The sequence below is a fragment of the Xanthomonas sp. SI genome, from assembly GCF_014236855.1.
In the GTDB taxonomy this organism is placed as follows: domain Bacteria; phylum Pseudomonadota; class Gammaproteobacteria; order Xanthomonadales; family Xanthomonadaceae; genus Xanthomonas_A.
Genome location: NZ_CP051261.1, coordinates 509,844 through 527,591, shown reverse-complemented (window position 1 = coordinate 527,591; position 17,748 = coordinate 509,844). Strand labels below are relative to the sequence as shown.

Here is a 17,748-nt window from a genome sequence, read left to right as displayed (position 1 = left end):
AACGATTAGCTTACCCGATGGCCCTTTGCGGCCCTGATACCGTTGCGCCATATCGCCCGCCAATCTGGCGATATGCACATCAACGACTGGCCCGACGCCGAACGTCCCCGGGAAAAGCTGCTGGAACGCGGCCCCGGCGCCCTCTCCGACGCCGAACTGCTGGCGATCTTCCTCGGCTCCGGCCTGCCCGGCAGTGACGCAGTGCGAACCTCGCGCGACCTGCTGCATCTGCACGGGCCGCTGCGCATGCTGCTGGACCGCCCGCCACGCGAGCTGGTGCGCCTGCCGGGACTGGGCCCGGCACGGGCCTGCAAGCTGTCGGCGGCGCTGGAGCTGGCCAAGCGCCACCTGGCCGCCGAACTCGAACGCGGCACCACCCTGACCGATCCGGGGGCGGCCGGCCGCTACTTCGCGCAACGGCTGCGGGCATGGCCGCACGAGGTGTTCGCGGTGCTGTTCCTGGACACCAAGCACCGCTCGCTGGCATTCGAAGAACTGTCCCATGGCACCCTGGACGGCGCCGAGGTGCATCCGCGCGAAGTGGTGCGGCGCGCGCTGGCGCACAACGCGGCTGCGGTGATCATCGGCCACAACCATCCATCGGGAAACTCGGAGCCCTCGCCCGCCGACCGCGCCGTTACCCACCGCCTGAAGCAGGCGCTGGGCTTGGTGGACATCCGTTTGCTGGACCATTTCATCGTCGGCGACGGGGCACCGGTATCGATGGCGGCGCGCGGCTGGGCCTGAGCCGGAATTGGGAACCGGGCAGCACGGCGGCGGCGCGACACATCCCGAATGCGCACTCCCCGACCCGCCATCGTCGGACGGCCTGAGGTCGGGCTGAACCCGGCACGGGCCGGGAGGCGGCGGGTCGGGTAAAATCGCCGGTTCCGCGCTTCAAGCAGAGATCACGTGAAATCCCAACTCCGCGCCCTGATCGGTCAAGGCATCGAAGCCTTGCGCGCCAACGGCACCCTGCCGGCCGACACCCTGCCGCCGGACTTCGTGGTCGAACGGCCCAAGACCCGCGAGCACGGCGACTTCGCCACCAATGCCGCGATGCTGCTGGCCAAGGCCGCGCGCGGCAATCCGCGCGCGCTGGCGCAGCAGCTGGTCGCCGCGCTGCCGGCCAGCGACGAAGTGACCCGGGTCGAGATCGCTGGCCCCGGCTTCATCAACTTCCACCTCAGCCCCAGCGCCTACCAGCGCGAGGTGCTGGCGGTGCTCAAGCAGGGCGAGGACTACGGCCGCAGCCTGGTCGGCAATGGCCGCACCGTGGGCGTGGAATACGTCTCGGCCAATCCGACCGGCCCGCTGCACGTAGGCCACGGCCGCGCCGCGGCGATCGGCGACTGCCTGGCGCGGCTGCTCGAGGCCAACGGCTGGAACGCCAAGCGCGAGTTCTACTACAACGACGGCGGCGGCCAGATCGAGAACCTGGCGCGCTCGGTGCAGGCGCGCGCGCAGGGCAAGACCCCCGACAGCCCCGACTGGCCGGAAGAAGGCTACCGCGGCGACTATATCCAGGACGTGGCCAATGCCTACCTGGCCGGCGACTCGGTGGACCTGGAGGGCAACCTGGTCACCGGTTCCAAGGATCCGAACGACCTGGAAGCGATCCGCCGCTTCGCCGTGGCCTACCTGCGCAACGAGCAGAACCACGACCTGGCCGCGTTCGGCGTGGACTTCGACATCTACTTCCTGGAAAGCTCGCTGTACCGCGACGGCAAGGTCGAAGAAGCGGTGCAGAAGCTGGTCGCCTCCGGCCACACCTACGAGGAAGGCGGCGCGCTGTGGCTGAAATCGACCGATTTCGGCGACGACAAGGACCGCGTGATGCGCAAGTCCGACGGCAGCTACACCTATTTCGTGCCGGACGTGGCCTATCACCTGAGCAAGTGGCAGCGCGGCTACGTGCGCGCGATCACCGAACTGGGGGCCGACCACCACGGTTCGCTGGCGCGGGTCCGTGCTGGCCTGCAGGCGATGGACCTGGGCATTCCCAAGGGCTGGCCCGAGTACGTGCTGCACCAGATGGTCACGGTGATGCGTGGCGGCGAGGAAGTGAAGCTGTCCAAGCGCGCCGGCAGCTACCTGACCCTGCGCGACCTGATCGAGGAAGCCGGCCGCGATGCCACGCGCTGGTTCCTGATCGCGCGCAAGCCCGATTCGCAGCTGACCTTCGACATCGACCTGGCGCGCCAGCAGAGCAACGACAATCCGGTGTTCTACGTGCAGTACGCGCATGCCCGGGTGTGCAGCCTGCTGCGCCAGGCGCAGGAGAAGAAGCTGGACTACGACCAGGCCGACGGCCTGGGCCAGCTGAACCGGCTGAACGATGCGACCTCGCTGGAACTGATGCTGGAACTCTCGCGCTACCCGGAAGTGGTGGAGAATGCGGGGCATGTGCTGGAGCCGCACCTGATCGCGCAGTACCTGCGCGAACTGGCGACCGCGTTCCACACCTGGTACCACGGCACCCCGGTGCTGGTGGACGATGCGAGCGAGCGCAACGCCAAGTTGACCCTGGCCGTGGCGGCGCAGCGAGTGCTGGCGAACGGCCTGAACCTCCTGGGCGTTTCCGCCCCGGAAAAAATGTGAGTGGAGAAGCGGTAGATGGCAGCACGACGCGGTAAGACGCAGGCGCGGCGCAACAGCGGCAACGGCACGCCCGGATGGGTGTGGCTGATCGCCGGCGTGGCGATCGCGGCAGTGGTGTTCCTGGCGGCGCCAGGCCTGTTCAAGAAGGACGGCGACGGCTTCCTGCGCGTGGGCGGCCCGCGCGCCAATCCGGATGCGCAACCGGCGCCGGTGGCCGATGCCGATGTGGACGCGGCGCCGGAACTGCCCAAACCGGCGGCAGCGGCGGCCGGCAGCACCAAGCCCGACGCCAAGAAGGACCCGCAGACCCAGTACGACTTCTACACCTTGCTGCCCGGCAAGGAAGTGCAGATGTCCGATGCCGAACTGGCCGCCAGCGCACGCGCCGAGGCCGCGCGCCAGGCGCGCGCGCCGCAGCCGGCCGCCGCCACGCCGGCGACGGCCACGGCGACCACGGCCACTACCGCTCCGGCAACGACGGCGGCAGTGTCCAACCCGACCCCGCTGCCGGAAACGGCAACAGCGAGCGCACCCGCCAACACGGCGGCCAAGCCGACCGCGGCGGCGGCCACGCCTGCCGCTGCCACGGCCGCTGCGGCAGCAGCGGACAACGCCCGCTACATCCTGCAGGCAGGCTCGTTCGGCGCCTCCGGCGATGCCGAATCGACCAAGGCCAAGCTGGCGATGCTGGGCCTGTCGGCGCGCGTGGAATCGGCGCAGATCAGCGGCAAGACCGTGTACCGCGTGCGCATGGGGCCATACGGCACCGCCAGCGAACTGGCCGCGGCCAAGCAGAAGCTGACCGGCAGCGGGCTGCCGGCGATCGCGATCAAGGCGCAGTGAGGCTGGGATTGGGCATTCGGGATTGGGGATTCGGGAGAAGCTAACGGCTCCCGCATCCCCTGCGACCCGTGGGCTACCACATGCGTTGAATTGCCTCGCCGGTCGCGAGCGCGACTGACGGTCCGCCTGGCTGCGACGGCCGTCGGCAGGCGCAACGCATCGGCGCCGCTTTCGCTTTTTCTAATCCCTAATCCCTAATCCCTAATCTCTAATCTCTAATCCCGGCTCCTAGCCACCTGGAAGCCGGCGAAGGACTGCGTCACCGGCATGATTTCCAGCCGATTGATGTTCAGATGCGGCGGCAGCGTGGCGACCCAGAAGATCTGCTCGGCGATATCCTCGGCGGTCATCGGCTGCGCGCCGTGGTAGAGCTTGTCCGACGCGCCCTGGTCGCCGTGGGTACGCACCAGGGTGAACTCGGTCTCGGCCATGCCCGGCTCGATCGCGGTCACGCGCACGCCGGTGCCGTGCAGGTCCGAGCGCAGGCCCAGCGAGAACTGGCTGACGAAGGCCTTGGTGCCGCCGTAGGCATTGCCGCCCGGATACGGATACAGCGCGGCCACCGAACTGATGTTGACGATCGCGCCACGACGCTGGATCAGCGTGGGCAGCAGGCGATGGGTCAGGGTCACCAGCGCGGTGATGTTGGTGTCGATCATCGTGCGCCAGTCGTCCAGCGACGCGGCCTGCGCCGGTGCGGTGCCCTGCGCCAGGCCGGCGTTGTTGACCAACAGGTCGATGCCGCGGAACGCGTCCGGCAGCTCCGCCAGCATCGCATCGAGCGCGGCTTCGTCGCGGATGTCGAACGCGGCCACGTGCACGCGCTCGGCACCGAACTCGGCCAGCAGCGGCTGCAGCCGCTCGGCACGGCGGCCGGTGGCGATCACGCGCCAGCCGGCGTTGACGAAGCGGCGCACGGCGGCGGCGCCGAAACCGGAGGTGGCGCCGGTGATCAGGGCGGTCTGGGTCATTGAGAGGCCGGGAATGGGGAGTGGGGGAATCGGGAATGGTAAAAGCAAACAGGCAACGCCGGGGTGCTGTTGCCTCAAGCGCCGCTTGCCGGCATGGACACGTGGCCCACGGCATAGGCCTGGCCGACGTCCGGCGACGGCGGTGGCGGTGGCGGTGGCGGTGGCGGATCGCGCCAAAGTCGCAGACGCAGCAGGTTCCAGCCGTGCGGCTCGTAGGCGCTCACCGTGGCCAGCACGCCTGCGGCAAGATCGTCCCTCGCCCGCTCGGCCTCGCGTGCGCCCAGCGTTTCGGGCGCGTCGGCCTCGGGGATCGCGGCGATCTCGCGCCGGGCGTAGCGGGCGCCGCGCAAGTCCGCGCTCAGGTGCGCCGCGCACACCGTCCACAGTTGCACCGCCGGCCGTCCGAACGACGCGGTCAGCGCGCGGAAGGCGGCACCGGCGAGGAAATCGCGCATCGCGTCGGCATCGCGCCACAGATAGAACGGCGCATACAGATTGGTCCGGCTGGACAGTGCGGGATCGCCGCGATCGGCGCTCAGATAGGCCTTGAACACCAGTCCCGGCAGATCGTCCAGCAACGGCCCCTTGTCGGCGATGCGGCGCTGGATGATGGCCATGTCGTAGTCGGCCGGCAGCACGATGCTGTACTGCATGGCGATCATGCGTCGGTCTCCGCTGCCACGATCCCGGCGCGGCCGCCGCCGAAGGACCAGTCCTGCGCCTGCGTGGTGACGATGTTCACCATCACGTCTTCCGGCGCGATGCCCGGCGCGATCGCCAGCAGCTCCACCAGGCGCCGGTAGAACGCGCGCTTGCAGGCCTCGCTGCGCGGCCGCCCGGCGGTGATCGCGATCAGCACGAAGGCGTCCGAGCGCGGTCCGCCGAGATAGTGGCGGTCGAACACCAGTTCTCCCGGATCGTGCTGGTGGATGACCTGGAAGCAATCGCCGGCCGGCACCTCGAAGGCCTCATGCATGGCCTGGTAGACGCTGGCGGACAAGGCGCGCAGATAGTCGGGGGTGGCGCCGCGATGCAGCGAGATACGGGCGTAGGGCATGGGATGTCTCCTTGGGAAATCAGGCGGCCGACGCGGTGGCGTCGCGCAGCAGCGGCAGCGCCGAGGCGGCACATGGCCAGCCGGCGTAGAACGCCAGATGGGTGATCGCTTCGGCCAGTTCGTCGCGGCCCAGGCCGTTGTCCAGCGCGCGGCTCAGGTGGAACGGCAGTTGCTGCGGCCGGTACAGCGCGACCAGCGCCGCCACCGTGACCAGGCTGCGCTCGCGCGGCGACAGCGCCGGGCGCTGCCACAGGTCGGCAAACAGCACTTCTTCGGTCAGTTGCGCGAATTTCGGAGCGATATCGCCGAACAAGGATGCAGCAGGCTGGGACAGGTCGGACATTGGCGGCTCGCGCTGGAGATTGACTGCGCACAGCCTAGCCACCGAATATGTTCCTGAAAATCGGGAAATTCAGTATCAAATCTTCGATAAAACAGGATCGATAGCATGCGTCGTGTCACCTTCGATCTGGATGCGCTGCGCAGCTTCGTCGCCGGCGTCGAACTGGGCAGCTTCGCCAAGGCGGCGGACCGGCACGGGCGTTCCACGTCGGCGATCAGCGCGCAGCTGAAGAAGCTGGAAGCGCAGGCCGGCCACGCGCTGCTGCGCCGCAGTGGCCGCGGACTGGCGCTGACCGACGCGGGCGAGGTGTTGCTGGCTTACGCAAGGCGCCTGCTGGACCTCAACGACGAGGCCGCCGGTGCGCTGCACGGGCCCACCCTGCAGGGCTGGGTACGGCTTGGACTGCAGGAGGATTTCGGCGAGCACATGCTGCCCGACGTGCTGGGCCGCTTCGCCCGCGCCCATCCCAAGGTGCGCATCGAAGCGCGCATCGCGCGCCATCAGGAACTGCTGGCGCGGGTCGAAGCGGGCCAGTTGGACCTGGCGCTGGTCTGGGACGCCGGGACCGCGACGGCGCATCGCGCACCGCAGGCGGCCTGGCCGATGCGCTGGATCGCCGCAGCCCAGGGGCCGCTTCCGGACCCGAGCGGCTGGAGCAGCGATACGCCATTGCCACTGGTGATGCTGGAAGCGCCCTGCCTGCTGCGCACTGCGGCGACCACAGCGCTGGACCGTGCCGGCATCCCATGGCGCATCGCCTTCACCAGCGCCAGCCTGGGCGGCGTCTGGGCCGCGGTCCGCGCCGGCCTGGGCCTGACCCTGCGCACGCCGGCCGGCCTGCCCGACGCGCTGGCGCTGCTGCCGCCAGGGGTCGGCGGCCTGCCGACGCTGCCGGCGCTGGGCTTGAACCTGCATCGTGCCGACGCGGAACCGGCGCCGGCAGTGGCGCGCCTGGCGGAGATCCTGCAGCAGCGCCTGCACGAGGCACGCTTGGCATACGCCGATCCGGAGTGAGGCGGCCACGTGCAGCACCGCGCACGACCGGCTCGCCGCGCCAATGCGCTCCGGCAATGCCGGCCTAGGCGGCCATCGGCACTTCGGCGGGCGGGCGCCGCAGGCGTTCGCGCAGGCGCAGGAACGGCCGTTCCACCGCGTAGTGCAGCAGCGCGGCGACCAGCAACGCCATCGCCGCATAGATCGCGAACGCGAGCGGACCGCGTCCGTCGAGCGCGGCGCCGAACCAGCTCTGGGTGAGATGGAACACGGCCTTGTGCGACAGATACAGGCTGTAGGAGACCGCCGCCAACCACCCCGCCCCAGGCAACGCGCGCCGGCCGATCCAACTGCGCGTGGAGGCGCCGGCGATCGCCAGCAGCGCCAGTCCCAGCGACAACACCGGCCAGCCGATCGCGTTGCCGAGCAGGCCAGTCCGTTCGCGGAACAGCCACATCGCCAGCGCGCACACCGCCAACCCGGCCAGCAGCAGTGCGTTGGCGCGCGCCTGCAGCCACTGCCAGCGCTGCGGCCGGAACACCTTGATCGCGGCCAGCACCACGCCGGCCAGCAAGCCGTCGAGCCGGTTCCAGGTCGGGTAGTAGATGTCCTCGATGAACCAGTTGCGTTGCAGCCCGTCGCCGATGCGCTCGAGCGCGCTGTCGTGCAGCCAGGTCGCCGTGCGCAACGCGATGCCGGCCAGTACCACCGCAGCGCACACCGCAACGAAACGCGGCGCCGACGGCCGCCGCAGCGACAGCGCCGCCAGCAGCGGGAACACCAGATAGAAATGCTCCTCCACGCACAGCGACCAGGCATGCGAGAACGCCTGCTGGCTGGCGTAGTCGATGCCCAGGTTCAAGGTGAAGCTGGCGAACATCCACCACGGCGCGATGCCTGGCGCTTCGCGGAAACCGGGCCAGGCCAGGTACAGCGCCAGCACCACGATGAAGGCCGGCAGGATGCGGAACGCGCGGCGCAGGTAGAAATCGCCATAACGCAGCGGTTCGCCGCGCGCCAACGGCGCCAGCACCTGGCCGCCGATCAGCAAGCCGCTGAGCACGAAGAACAGGTCCACGCCCATCCAGCCATAGCGCGACAGCCAGGCCCAGTCCGGCCCGAGGCCGCCGACCACGAACGAGTGGAACAGCATCACCCACACGATCGCCAGCGCGCGCAGCAAATCCAGTCCGGGGTAGCGCATCGCGTCGGGAGAGTGGTGGCAGGGGCGCTCAGCTTATGGGCCGGTGCCAGCGCGCGTCCATCTGCCGTGGCGAACGCGAGAGGTGCCGCGATGAAAAAAGGCGCGTGGCGTCTGCACGGGATGCGCTGGAGCACAGGTCGCGTTCGATCCCTTCCTGCATGCGTTCGACAACGCCGCGCGACACCAACCGGGGCGCGCGCTCCTCGCCCACTGGCGAGGGAGCGCATGCTAGCACTCAGCCCAGCGGTTCGTCCGACAGGTAGGTGTAACCGGTCAGTCCCGCTTCCAGCGCCGCCGACAAGGCCTGCGCCTGCTCGGCCGGCAGCTGCGCGGCAGCCACGCGCTCGGCGTAGGCCGCGCGCAGGTCGGCCAGTGCATAGCCCACGTAATCCAGCATCACGTCGGTGGTGTCGCCGCGGCGCTGCTGGGCGATGCGGTAGCCGTCGCCATCGGCGCTGACCTCGATCGCATCGGTGTCGCCGAACAGGTTGTGGATGTCGCCGAGGATCTCCTGGTAGGCGCCGACCAGGAAGAAGCCGAGCCGGTAGCTCTCGCCCGGGCGCAGTTCGTGCAGGGGCAGCGAGCTGTCCAGGCTCTCGTTCTCGACGTAGGTCTTGACCATGCCGTCGGAGTCGCAGGTCATGTCGCAGATCACCCCGCGCCGCGCCGGCGCTTCGTTCAGGCGTTCGATCGGCACGATCGGGAACACCTGGTCGATCGCCCACACGTCGGGGATCGACTCGAACACGCTGAAGTTGACGAAATACTTGTCCACCAGCCGCTCGTTGAGCTCGTCCAGCACCGGGCGGTGGCTCTTTTCCTCATGGCTCAGGCGCGCGCGCACGCCGTGCGCGATGGCGTAGAACAGGTCGTCGATGCGCGCGCGCTGCGGCAGGTCGATCTGGCCCAGCGCGTAGCTGGACAGGCCTTCGGCATGGAAATGCTGCGCTTCCTGGAACAGCTCCACCGCCGGGCGCACGTCCAGTTCGTCGTGGATCTCGCGCAGGTGGCGGATCGCCGCCGGCTCGTCGGCGTGCGCGTCGGGCACGCGCCCTTCCGGTGCCTGCTCCACTTCCGAAACGTTGGCGATCAGCACCGCGTGGTGCGCGGTCATCGCGCGGCCGCACTCGGTGACGATGCGCGGCGGCGGCAGGCCGTGTTCTTCGCAGGCATTGGCCAGCGGCTGCACGATGTTGCTGGCGTAGGAATGCAGGCCGTAGTTGATCGAGCAGTAGCTGCGCGAACGGGTGCCTTCGTAATCGATGCCCAGGCCGCCGCCGACGTCGACGTGGCTGATCTTGGCGCCCAGCTTGGACAGCTCGACGAAATAGCGGGTGGCCTCGCGCATGCCGTTGGCGATGTCGCGCACGTTGGAGATCTGCGAGCCCATGTGGAAGTGCAGCAGGTTCAGCGAGTCGGCGTACTCGGTGTCGCGCAGCGCCTTCCACAGGTCCAGCACCTGCCGCGGCGACAGCCCGAACTTGGCCTTGTCGCCGCCGCTGTTCTGCCACTTCCCCGCGCCCAGCGAGGCCAGGCGCATGCGCACGCCCAGGCCCGGCTTGACGTCCAGCGCACGCGCTTCCTCCAGCACCAGCTTCAGCTCCGACGGCTTCTCGATGACGATGAAGGTCTGCAAGCCGAGCTTGCGCCCGATCAGCGCCAGGCGGATGTATTCGCGGTCCTTGTAGCCGTTGCAGACGATCAGCCCGCCCGGCCGCGACAGCGCCAGCACCGCCATCAGTTCCGGCTTGCTGCCCGCTTCCAGGCCGAAGCCCTCGCCGTGGTGGCTGGCCAGGGTGCCGGCCACGCCGCGATGCTGGTTGACCTTGATCGGGTACACCGCGGTGTAGCCGCCGGCGTAGTCCCAGTCGGCCTGGGCCTGGGCGAAGGCCGACTGCAGCTTGCCCAGGCGCTCGCCCAGGATGTCCGGGAAGCGCACCAGCATCGGCAGCTTGGCGCCGGCCGCGCGCGCCGCGTCCACCACCTCGGGCAGCGCGATCGCCACGCCGCCGGCGCCTTGCGGGCGCACCACCACCCGCCCGGCCGCGTCCACGTCGAAATACCCATCGGCCCAATGTGGGATCGAATAGGTCTTGCGGGCTTGGTCGAGGGACCAATCGCTCATCGTGGCGGCTCGGCGGGGAAAAGGGGCGTGGATTGTAACGCCTGCTACGCGTGGGCTCCGTTACAATCCGCGCCGACCTGACGCTCCTCTCCCGGTGGAGCGGGGTGGGTTCGGGCGCTGCGTGGCGTGGTTCGGGGACGCGAGGCTGCGCCGGACCCGCATCCGGCGAAGGATTTGGGTCTGGCAGCGTGTGGTCTGACTGCACGTGGCTACGCCCCACCCTCATCCGGCGCTTCGCGCCGCCTTCTCCCGGTGGGAGAAGGATGAGTCCATCTTCTTTCTTGCTTTCCTAGGAATCCCCTGCATGAGCGCAAACGACAACTGGTACATCGAACACTTCCAGCCCACCGGCTCGGCCATCGGCTATCGCATCACCGGCAAGCTGGACGAGGTGCAGTCGCCGTTCCAGAAGATCGAGATCTACGACACCACCGATTGGGGCAAGCTGATGGTGATCGACGGCGCGGTGATGCTGACCACGCGCGACAACTTCTTCTACCACGAGATGATCAGCCACCCGGCGCTGTTCACCCACGCCGCGCCCAAGCGCGTGGTGATCATCGGCGGCGGCGACTGCGGCACCCTGCGCGAAGTGCTCAAGCACCAGGGCGTGGAGAGCGCCACCCAGTGCGACATCGACGAGCAGGTCACGCGCATGGCCGAGAAGTACTTCCCGGAACTGTGCGAGTCCAACGCCGACCCGCGCGCCGAGTTGCTGTTCGACGACGGCATCGCCTACATGGCCAACTGCCCGGCCGGCAGCGTGGACATCGTCATCGTCGATTCCACCGACCCGGTCGGCCCGGCCGAAGGCCTGTTCAACAAGGCGTTCTACGCCAGCTGCTTCAAGGCGCTGAAGGACGACGGCATTCTGGTGCAGCAGTCCGAATCGCCGCTGGCGCTGCTGGACCTGATCAAGGAAATGCGCGCGGAGATGGGCAAGGCCGGCTTCGCCAGCTTCCACACCGTGCCGTTCCCGCAGCCGTGCTACCCGACCGGCTGGTGGAGCGTGACCTTGGCGCGCAAGTCCGGCGGCTTCGACTTCCGCGAAGCCGATGCGGCGGCCAAGCCGTTCGCCACCCGCTACTACAGCGCGCACCTGCACACCGGCACCCAGGTGCTGCCGCCGTTCGTGGCCGAGGCGCTGGGCGGCTAATCACCGGGCCGGCGCCGACGAAGTTGGCGCCGGCCACGTCGCGCGGACCGGGGGCGTTGTGGCCGCTCGGCAACGGCGGCGCACGCCGCCGGCCGCGGCATTGCCGTGCGGACGGCCGGCAAGCCGCGACGCCGGCATACTGTCGGCCCGCTCCCTTGCAGCGTCGCGCATGCCTGCCGAGCTCTCCCGCCTCTGGACCCTGTGCGCGTTGGCGGCGATGGCCTTCGTCGCCGCGTGCATCGCGCACGAGGCGATCGGCCACGGCCTGACCTGCCTGGGCACGGGCGGCACCGTCAGCGTGCTCAGCTCCGTGTACTTCCACTGCCAGCCGGGCCATCCGCTGGTCGATGCCGCCGGGCCGCTGAGCAATCTCTGCGTCGCCGCGCTATTCGCCCTCGCCGCACACCGCAGCCGGCACGCCACCGCGCGCACCGCGTTCGGGCTGGTCGCCGCGTTCAACGGCCTGTGGGGCGCGGGCTACCTGATCTTCTCCGCGGTCACCGACACCGGCGACCTCGCCTTCGTCGTGCGCGATCTCGTCCTGCGGCCAGCATGGGCATGGCGCCTGGGCATGGGACTGGCCGGCCTGTGGCTCTACCGCCTCGTCGTGCGCAGCGTCGCCCCCTGCCTGCCGAACGGCATGCCACTGCTCGCCGCATATTGCGTGGCCGGCGGCGTGGCTTGCATCAGCGTGTTGTTCTATCCAGGCGCGGTGTTGCCCGCTCTCAAGGAAGCGGCGCAAGAAAGCCTGCTCGCACCGCTGGGCCTGCTCTTCGTTGCGTTCTCCCGGCGCCCGTCCCGTGTCTTGCCTCCGCCATCCAGCCGGACCGTCATGTTCATCGGCGCGCCAGCCGTGCTCGCCTTCTGGCTGACCCTTGGACGCGGCTATACCGCGGCTTGAAAACGTCTGGTCGAGGTCGCGCATGCCGACGACAACGCGTGGCCTGACTGGCATGGTCGGCCTACTTGCGTCGGCGCTTGCTGGGCGCCGATCCTGCAGCCGAAGGCCTGTTCAACAAGACGTTTACGCAACGCTGAAAACGGCCGCATCGCCCACGCAGGGCTGCGCGCGCCATGCAGGCGCGCGCCGAACCGTCAGCGCGCGGCCGTCGAAGCGGAGTCCGCGGGTACTTCCAGCGCGATCAGCGTCGGGGCGTCGGCCACGAAGCGATCGAGCACGCCATCGGCAATCTTGACCGGCCCGCCGAAGCGCGTCGCGCCGGGGATCGACTGGACCGCCGCGGCCTCGGCGGCGATCCGGTTCGCATCGGCGAACAAGCCCGACGCCGCGGCGTCGCCTCGGTCGGCGGCCTGCAGCCCGGCTGCCGTCGCCTGCAGCGCACGCCCCCAACCCTGCATCGCATCCAGCCAGGGGCGCGACTGTTCGGCGAAGCCGGGGTCGGCCACCCCTGCGCGGATGACGGCGGGCGCGGCCGCGATCTCGTCCGCGCTGCGCGCAAGTTCGGCGAGCGCCTGGCCGCGCGCGTCGGCGTCGCCACCGGCAAGCGCTTCGCGAACCCGGTCGAGCACGGCCTTCAGCCGCGGCGCCTGCTCCTGCCACGGCTGGCTGCCGAAGGTCGGCGCCAGGTGCTGGGTATCGAAGAAGGTGAGCAGCGCCGCGGTCACCCGCGCATCGCCCGCCGCCAGCTCGCGCGCCGCCGCATGCCAGGTGCGCTCGGCGTCGTAGTCCTTGTCGTTCCATGCGAACGCGGTCAGCCCCATCACCGCGACCCGGCTCGGCGCTTCCTGGTTCATCGGGTTCGCGACGATGCCGGCCAACTCGGCGGACAGGCCGGCTTCGCGCCGCGTGTACGGCGCCAGCAACAAGCGGCCTGCCGAGGTTTCGTAGTCGTTGACCGGGTAGTTGTCCCACAGCAGCGTCCTGCGCCCGAACGCCTTGGTCGCCGCGCGCGCATCGGGGATGGAAATGGCCGGCGGCACGACGTCGGTGCCGGTCCATTGCACGACGATCTTCGGATCCAGATGCTGGCGCAACGCGGCCTTGTACGGGCTTTCCTTGGCGTCGTAATACTCGGTCGGCACCATGATCAGTTCCGACGCCGCAGCGTGCCGGGCGACCAGGTCCGCCTGCACCAGGTTGAGCAGGTGCGACTGCGCGATGCCCGCCGCTTCCGCGCCCGACGGGCCGAAGGCGGTCTTGTCGCGCTCGCAATTCCACTTGGTGTATTCGATATCGTCGAGCGCGACGTAGAAGCTGCGCACGCCCAGCGCGCGAAACGCGTCGAACTTGCGGAGCAGCGCCTTGGCATCGGCAGGATCGGAGAAGCAGACCGACGGCCCCGGCGAGATCGCGTAGACGAAATCGACATGGTTGCGCCTGGCCGTCGCCGCCAAGCGGCCCAGCGCCTTCAGCGTGGCCGCCGGATAGGCCTCGCGCCAGCGGTCGCGCGCATAGGGGTCGTCCTTCGGGCTGTAGATGTAGGTGTTGGCCTTGGTGCGGGCGAGGAAATCGATGTGCTTGGCGCGATCGGCCATCGACCATGGCGCCCCGTAGAATCCCTCGATCGTGCCGCGGATGGCCATCGCCGGATAATCCTGGATGACCAGCGTCGGGATGGCCGGGCGTTCGGCAAGCTGACGCAAGGTCTGCGCGGCATGGAACAGGCCGTCGGCGTCGTGGCCCGCAAGCGTGATCAGGCTGCCCTTGCCGGTAGCGACGCTGGCGAGGGTGTAGCCCTCCTTGCGCGTCTCCTGCACGGCCTTGCTGCGCGTCAGCGCCTCGCGGACGACCGCCGCCTCGCCGGTGCCGACGACGATGTACGTTTGTTCGAACGTGGCCGGCAGGCGCGATGCGGTGGCGATGTGCTCGACGCCCGCCGACACCAGAATGCGGCGGACTAACGCGACCGAAGCCTGGTCAGCGCCCGGCGCGGCGACCAGCACGACCTTCCGGCCGAGCGCGACGGTGCCGGCCTCGAGCCGGATCGACACCGGACTCGGAAACAGCGCCGGCCGCGTGACCGGTTGCGCCGTGGCCGGGGCTGCCAGCGCGAGGCCCAGCGCCACCGTCATCGAGAGCAGACTCAGGCCCGCCCGTGTAGCGCGTCGCGTCATTCCGGATCTCCGGTATTGGAATGGTATTACGGCACAGAGTAGGCAAGTCGCTGGGCCGCGACAAGCTGCGCGGCCGTGGCTGGAATTTTCTGCTGCATTGCCGAATTCGGCTTGGCTCGCGTAAGACCAAAAGGCGGAGCAGGCCAGCACGCCCAATTCGGTATTTAAATGGTATGAGCGTAGGTGAGCAAATCGCCCTGACCAATCACTGCCCGGCTATAGACCGAGAAGGGCTTCAGCCCGGATATTCGCCGAAGCGGGCGCAGTTCCGGCTCGTTTGTCGCGGCTGAAGCCGCTCCTACAGGAACCTTGCGGCAAGCGGCTGGGTGCACTGTGGGAGGGACTTCAGTCCCGACTGCATCCGCAGCCGAAAAATCACCGCTTCGCGCGTCGCGACTGAAGTCCCACAGGGAGCCTCGATGCTCGTCTGGTGCACCTGTAGGAGGGGCTTCAGCCCCGACACTCACCGAAGCCGGCGCAGTACCGGACTCCGTTCGTTCAACGGCGCGGAGCGCGATAACGTGGAGGAGTATGCGGTCAGCGAAGCCAATGCAGCCATCTGCGTTGCGCGCAGGCGCAGTGGCCCTACGGCGGACGAATGTTGCGGAGTGAAAGCAGTTCTATCGCGGCGCAGAGAACAGCATGGGCCGAGTTCTACCGAGAGCTTTGTCTATGTAGAGCGGCGACGTGCCGGGCGATGCAGTGCGACGTCGAAACACCGACTACACGCACCTCGATCCGCGATGCGATCGCACTGCCACTCACATCACCATTGGAATTCTCGCGATGCAGCCCTGTCGCCGGGCGCCCAGCGCGCGCGCCGAGACCTTACAGCGCGTCCGCATCCAGTTCGCCGGTGCGGATCCGCACCACCGTGCCCAGGTCGTACACGAACACCTTGCCGTCGCCGATCTTGCCGGTGCCGGCCGCCTTGACGATCGCCTCGAGCACGCGTTCGACCTGGTCCTCGGTGACCGCCACTTCCAGCTTCACCTTGGGCAGGAAATCGACCACGTACTCGGCGCCGCGGTACAGCTCGGTGTGGCCCTTCTGCCGGCCGAAGCCCTTGACCTCGGTGACGGTGATGCCGGCCACGCCCTGCGCGGCGAGCGCTTCGCGCACGTCGTCGAGCTTGAACGGCTTGATGACGGCCATGATCATCTTCATGCGGCTTTCTCCAATCACAATGGCGTCAGGATAGCGCGGTTGCGCGATGCCCGGCCGCCGGGTTCAAATGATCGCGCGCCCCATCGCCGGAATTTTCCGACAGCGCGCCGCGCCCGATACCGATGGCCCCGAACCGCAGGGTGCCGCAGTCTGGCGCTCCCTGCCGGAGCATCGCCATGATCGACCTCAATCACCTCGACGACCTCGCCCGCCGCCTCAGCGACTTGGTACCGCCAGGCCTGCGCGAATCCCGCGACGAACTGCAGAGCACCTTCAAGAGCGCGCTGCAGGCCAGCCTGGGCAAGCTCGACCTGGTCACCCGCGAGGAATTCGACGTGCAGCGCGCGGTGCTGCTGCGCACCCGCGAGAAGCTGGAAGCGCTGGAACGCAGCGTCGCCGCGCTGGAAGCCGCGCGCAGCGGCGACGCGCCTTCCACGCAAGCCTGATCCACCCGCCGCCATGAGCCTGGCGCTGGTGCACAGCCGTGCCCGCGCGGGGGTGCTTGCGCCTCCGGTTCGGGTCGAGGTCCATCTGTCCGGCGGCCTGCCGGCGACGCAGATCGTCGGCCTGCCCGAGGCCGCGGTACGCGAATCGCGCGATCGCGTGCGTGCCGCCATCCTATGCGCGCAATACGAATTTCCGGCGCGGCGCATCACCGTCAACCTGGCCCCGGCCGACCTGCCCAAGGAAGGCGGCCGCTTCGACCTGCCGATCGCGCTGGGCATCCTCGCCGCCGCCGGGCAACTCGACCCACAGGCGCTGGGCAACTACGAATTCCTCGGCGAATTGGCCTTGACCGGCGAGCTGCGTGCCGTGGACGGCGTGCTGCCGGCGGCGCTGGCCGCCGCCCAGGCCGGGCGCACGCTGATCGTGCCGGCCGGCAACGGTCCCGAAGCAGCGCTGGCGCAGCACGTGCAGGCGTTCACCGCGCGTACCCTGCTCGAAGTCTGCGCGCTGTTGAACGGTACCAAGACCTTGCCCGCCGCCGAAGCCCTGCCGGCCGCAGCCACGCCGTTTCCCGACCTGAGCGACGTGCGCGGGCAAGCCCAGGCGCGGCGGGCGCTGGAGATCGCGGCGGCCGGTCATCACCATCTGTTGTTGATCGGCAGCCCGGGCTGCGGCAAGACCTTGCTGGCCTCGCGTTTGCCCGGCATCCTGCCCGAGACCAGCGAGGCCGAGGCGCTGGAAGCGGCGGCGATCGCCTCGGTCAGCGGCCGCGGCCTGGATCCATCGCGCTGGCGGCAACGCCCCTACCGATCCCCGCACCACACCGCCAGCGCGGTGTCGCTGGTCGGCGGCGGCACCCATCCACGCCCTGGCGAGATCTCGCTGGCGCATCGCGGCGTTTTGTTCCTCGACGAATTGCCCGAATGGAACCGGCATGCGCTGGAAGTGCTGCGCGAGCCGCTGGAATCGGGCACGGTCACCGTCTCGCGGGCCGCGCGCAGCGCCGAGTTCCCGGCCCGGTTCCAGCTGGTCGCAGCGATGAACCCCTGCCCTTGCGGCTGGGCCGGCGATACCAGCGGCCGTTGCCGCTGCAGCGACGACAGCATCCGCCGCTACCGCGCGCGCATCTCCGGTCCGTTGCTGGACCGCATCGACCTGCACGTGGACGTACCGCGCCTGCCGCCACAGGCGCTGCGCGCCGATGCCGCCCCCGGCGAAAGCAGCGCCGCCGTGCGCGCCCGGGTGGAGCAGGCGCGGCAACGCCAGCTGGCGCGCGCCAGCTGCCCCAACGGCCAGCTCGGCCACAGCGAGACCTTGCGCGACTGCCGCCTGCAACCGCGCGACGAAGCGCTGCTGGAACACGCCATCGACCGCCTGCGCCTGTCGGCGCGCTCCTTGCACCGCATCCTGCGCGTGGCGCGCACCATTGCCGACTTGGCCGAAAGCGATGCGATCGCCACCGCGCACCTGACCGAGGCGATCGGCTATCGGCAACTGGATCGCGGCGAGTCCGCAGCGTCGCAAGCAGACGTCTTCGCGCGCGCAGGCGCAGCCCGGCACGCGGCAAGATAGCGCGCTGACCACGCCGGCGCGGCAGCAGCCTAACGCCAAGCTGTTCGCCCTCCCCGGCGGCGACGCGGGCCTGGCCGTGGTCGGCGAATACGGCAAGCAGAAGTGGGACTACTGGTGTGCATGCACGCATCGCACGGAACCGCGCGGCGGCCTCGCCTAGCGCACTCGGATACGGCGACGACGGCACGCTTGGC

The 17,748-nt window shown here is 69.3% G+C and carries 16 protein-coding genes; 8 read left to right on the top strand and 8 right to left on the bottom strand.

The window, feature by feature from the left end; genetic code table 11:
• Window positions 1-72 precede the first annotated feature (72 nt).
• The 3 genes from radC to HEP75_RS02370 all read left to right on the top strand — a co-directional run bounded on the left by radC (window position 73) and on the right by HEP75_RS02370 (window position 3,444).
• On the top strand, window positions 73-747 hold the full coding sequence (radC, locus tag HEP75_RS02380; protein WP_185825305.1) for a DNA repair protein RadC: 675 nt from the start codon (window positions 73-75) through the stop codon (window positions 745-747).
• A gap of 165 nt (window positions 748-912) precedes the next feature.
• The gene (gene argS, locus HEP75_RS02375) at window positions 913-2,601 is read left to right on the top strand and encodes an arginine--tRNA ligase (protein ID WP_185825304.1); all 1,689 of its coding nucleotides are present in this window, start codon (window positions 913-915) and stop codon (window positions 2,599-2,601) included.
• Between the two features lie 15 nt (window positions 2,602-2,616).
• Window positions 2,617-3,444 carry an SPOR domain-containing protein gene (locus HEP75_RS02370; RefSeq protein WP_185825303.1) on the top strand — a complete coding sequence of 276 codons (828 nt, stop codon included), beginning with the start codon at window positions 2,617-2,619 and terminating at the stop codon, window positions 3,442-3,444.
• 215 nt (window positions 3,445-3,659) lie between these two features.
• On the opposite strand, the gene HEP75_RS02365 is transcribed toward HEP75_RS02370, so the two are convergent.
• From HEP75_RS02365 to HEP75_RS02350, 4 genes are all read right to left on the bottom strand, one after another.
• Entirely contained in the window at window positions 3,660-4,415 is a 756-nt protein-coding gene (locus tag HEP75_RS02365) for an SDR family NAD(P)-dependent oxidoreductase (RefSeq protein WP_185821978.1), read from the bottom strand.
• Between the two features lie 74 nt (window positions 4,416-4,489).
• Window positions 4,490-5,077, bottom strand: a complete 588-nt coding sequence (locus HEP75_RS02360; RefSeq protein ID WP_185825302.1) for a DUF4865 family protein — start codon at window positions 5,075-5,077, stop codon at window positions 4,490-4,492.
• The gene (locus HEP75_RS02355; protein WP_185825301.1) at window positions 5,074-5,472 is read right to left on the bottom strand and encodes a tautomerase family protein; all 399 of its coding nucleotides are present in this window, start codon (window positions 5,470-5,472) and stop codon (window positions 5,074-5,076) included. The genes HEP75_RS02360 and HEP75_RS02355 overlap by 4 nt, the downstream gene beginning before the upstream one ends.
• Window positions 5,473-5,491: 19 nt before the next feature.
• Complete coding sequence (locus HEP75_RS02350; RefSeq protein ID WP_185825300.1) at window positions 5,492-5,815, bottom strand: carboxymuconolactone decarboxylase family protein; 324 nt, start codon at window positions 5,813-5,815, stop codon at window positions 5,492-5,494.
• 105 nt (window positions 5,816-5,920) lie between these two features.
• Here HEP75_RS02350 and HEP75_RS02345 point away from each other — a divergent pair, with 105 nt between their 5' ends.
• On the top strand, window positions 5,921-6,829 hold the full coding sequence (locus HEP75_RS02345) for a LysR substrate-binding domain-containing protein (protein WP_185825299.1): 909 nt from the start codon (window positions 5,921-5,923) through the stop codon (window positions 6,827-6,829).
• Window positions 6,830-6,893: 64 nt separating this feature from the next.
• Here HEP75_RS02345 and HEP75_RS02340 read toward each other — a convergent pair whose 3' ends face one another.
• Together HEP75_RS02340 and speA are read right to left on the bottom strand one after the other, a co-directional pair.
• Window positions 6,894-8,012 carry an acyltransferase gene (locus HEP75_RS02340; protein ID WP_185825298.1) on the bottom strand — a complete coding sequence of 373 codons (1,119 nt, stop codon included), beginning with the start codon at window positions 8,010-8,012 and terminating at the stop codon, window positions 6,894-6,896.
• Window positions 8,013-8,247: 235 nt separating this feature from the next.
• A complete protein-coding gene (gene speA, locus HEP75_RS02335; protein ID WP_185825297.1) occupies window positions 8,248-10,137 on the bottom strand; it encodes an arginine decarboxylase in 1,890 nt (629 codons plus the stop codon).
• 304 nt (window positions 10,138-10,441) lie between these two features.
• On the opposite strand from speA, the gene speE reads away from it, so the two are divergent.
• The gene (gene speE, locus HEP75_RS02330; protein ID WP_185825296.1) at window positions 10,442-11,293 is read left to right on the top strand and encodes a polyamine aminopropyltransferase; all 852 of its coding nucleotides are present in this window, start codon (window positions 10,442-10,444) and stop codon (window positions 11,291-11,293) included.
• A 169-nt stretch (window positions 11,294-11,462) separates the two neighbouring features.
• The gene (locus HEP75_RS02325) at window positions 11,463-12,194 is read left to right on the top strand and encodes a hypothetical protein (RefSeq protein WP_185825295.1); all 732 of its coding nucleotides are present in this window, start codon (window positions 11,463-11,465) and stop codon (window positions 12,192-12,194) included.
• A 194-nt stretch (window positions 12,195-12,388) separates the two neighbouring features.
• Here HEP75_RS02325 and HEP75_RS02320 read toward each other — a convergent pair whose 3' ends face one another.
• Window positions 12,389-14,368: a beta-N-acetylglucosaminidase domain-containing protein gene (locus tag HEP75_RS02320; RefSeq protein ID WP_185825294.1), complete on the bottom strand. Its 1,980-nt coding sequence runs from the start codon at window positions 14,366-14,368 to the stop codon at window positions 12,389-12,391.
• Between the two features lie 828 nt (window positions 14,369-15,196).
• Window positions 15,197-15,535, bottom strand: a complete 339-nt coding sequence (locus tag HEP75_RS02315; protein ID WP_003480503.1) for a P-II family nitrogen regulator — start codon at window positions 15,533-15,535, stop codon at window positions 15,197-15,199.
• Between the two features lie 176 nt (window positions 15,536-15,711).
• On the opposite strand from HEP75_RS02315, the gene HEP75_RS02310 reads away from it, so the two are divergent.
• Window positions 15,712-15,981 (top strand): accessory factor UbiK family protein, encoded by a 270-nt coding sequence (locus tag HEP75_RS02310; protein WP_185825293.1) that lies wholly within the window; start codon window positions 15,712-15,714, stop codon window positions 15,979-15,981.
• 13 nt (window positions 15,982-15,994) lie between these two features.
• Window positions 15,995-17,554, top strand: coding sequence for a YifB family Mg chelatase-like AAA ATPase (locus tag HEP75_RS02305; protein ID WP_185825292.1), 1,560 nt, complete (start codon window positions 15,995-15,997; stop codon window positions 17,552-17,554).
• Window positions 17,555-17,748: the final 194 nt, after the last annotated feature.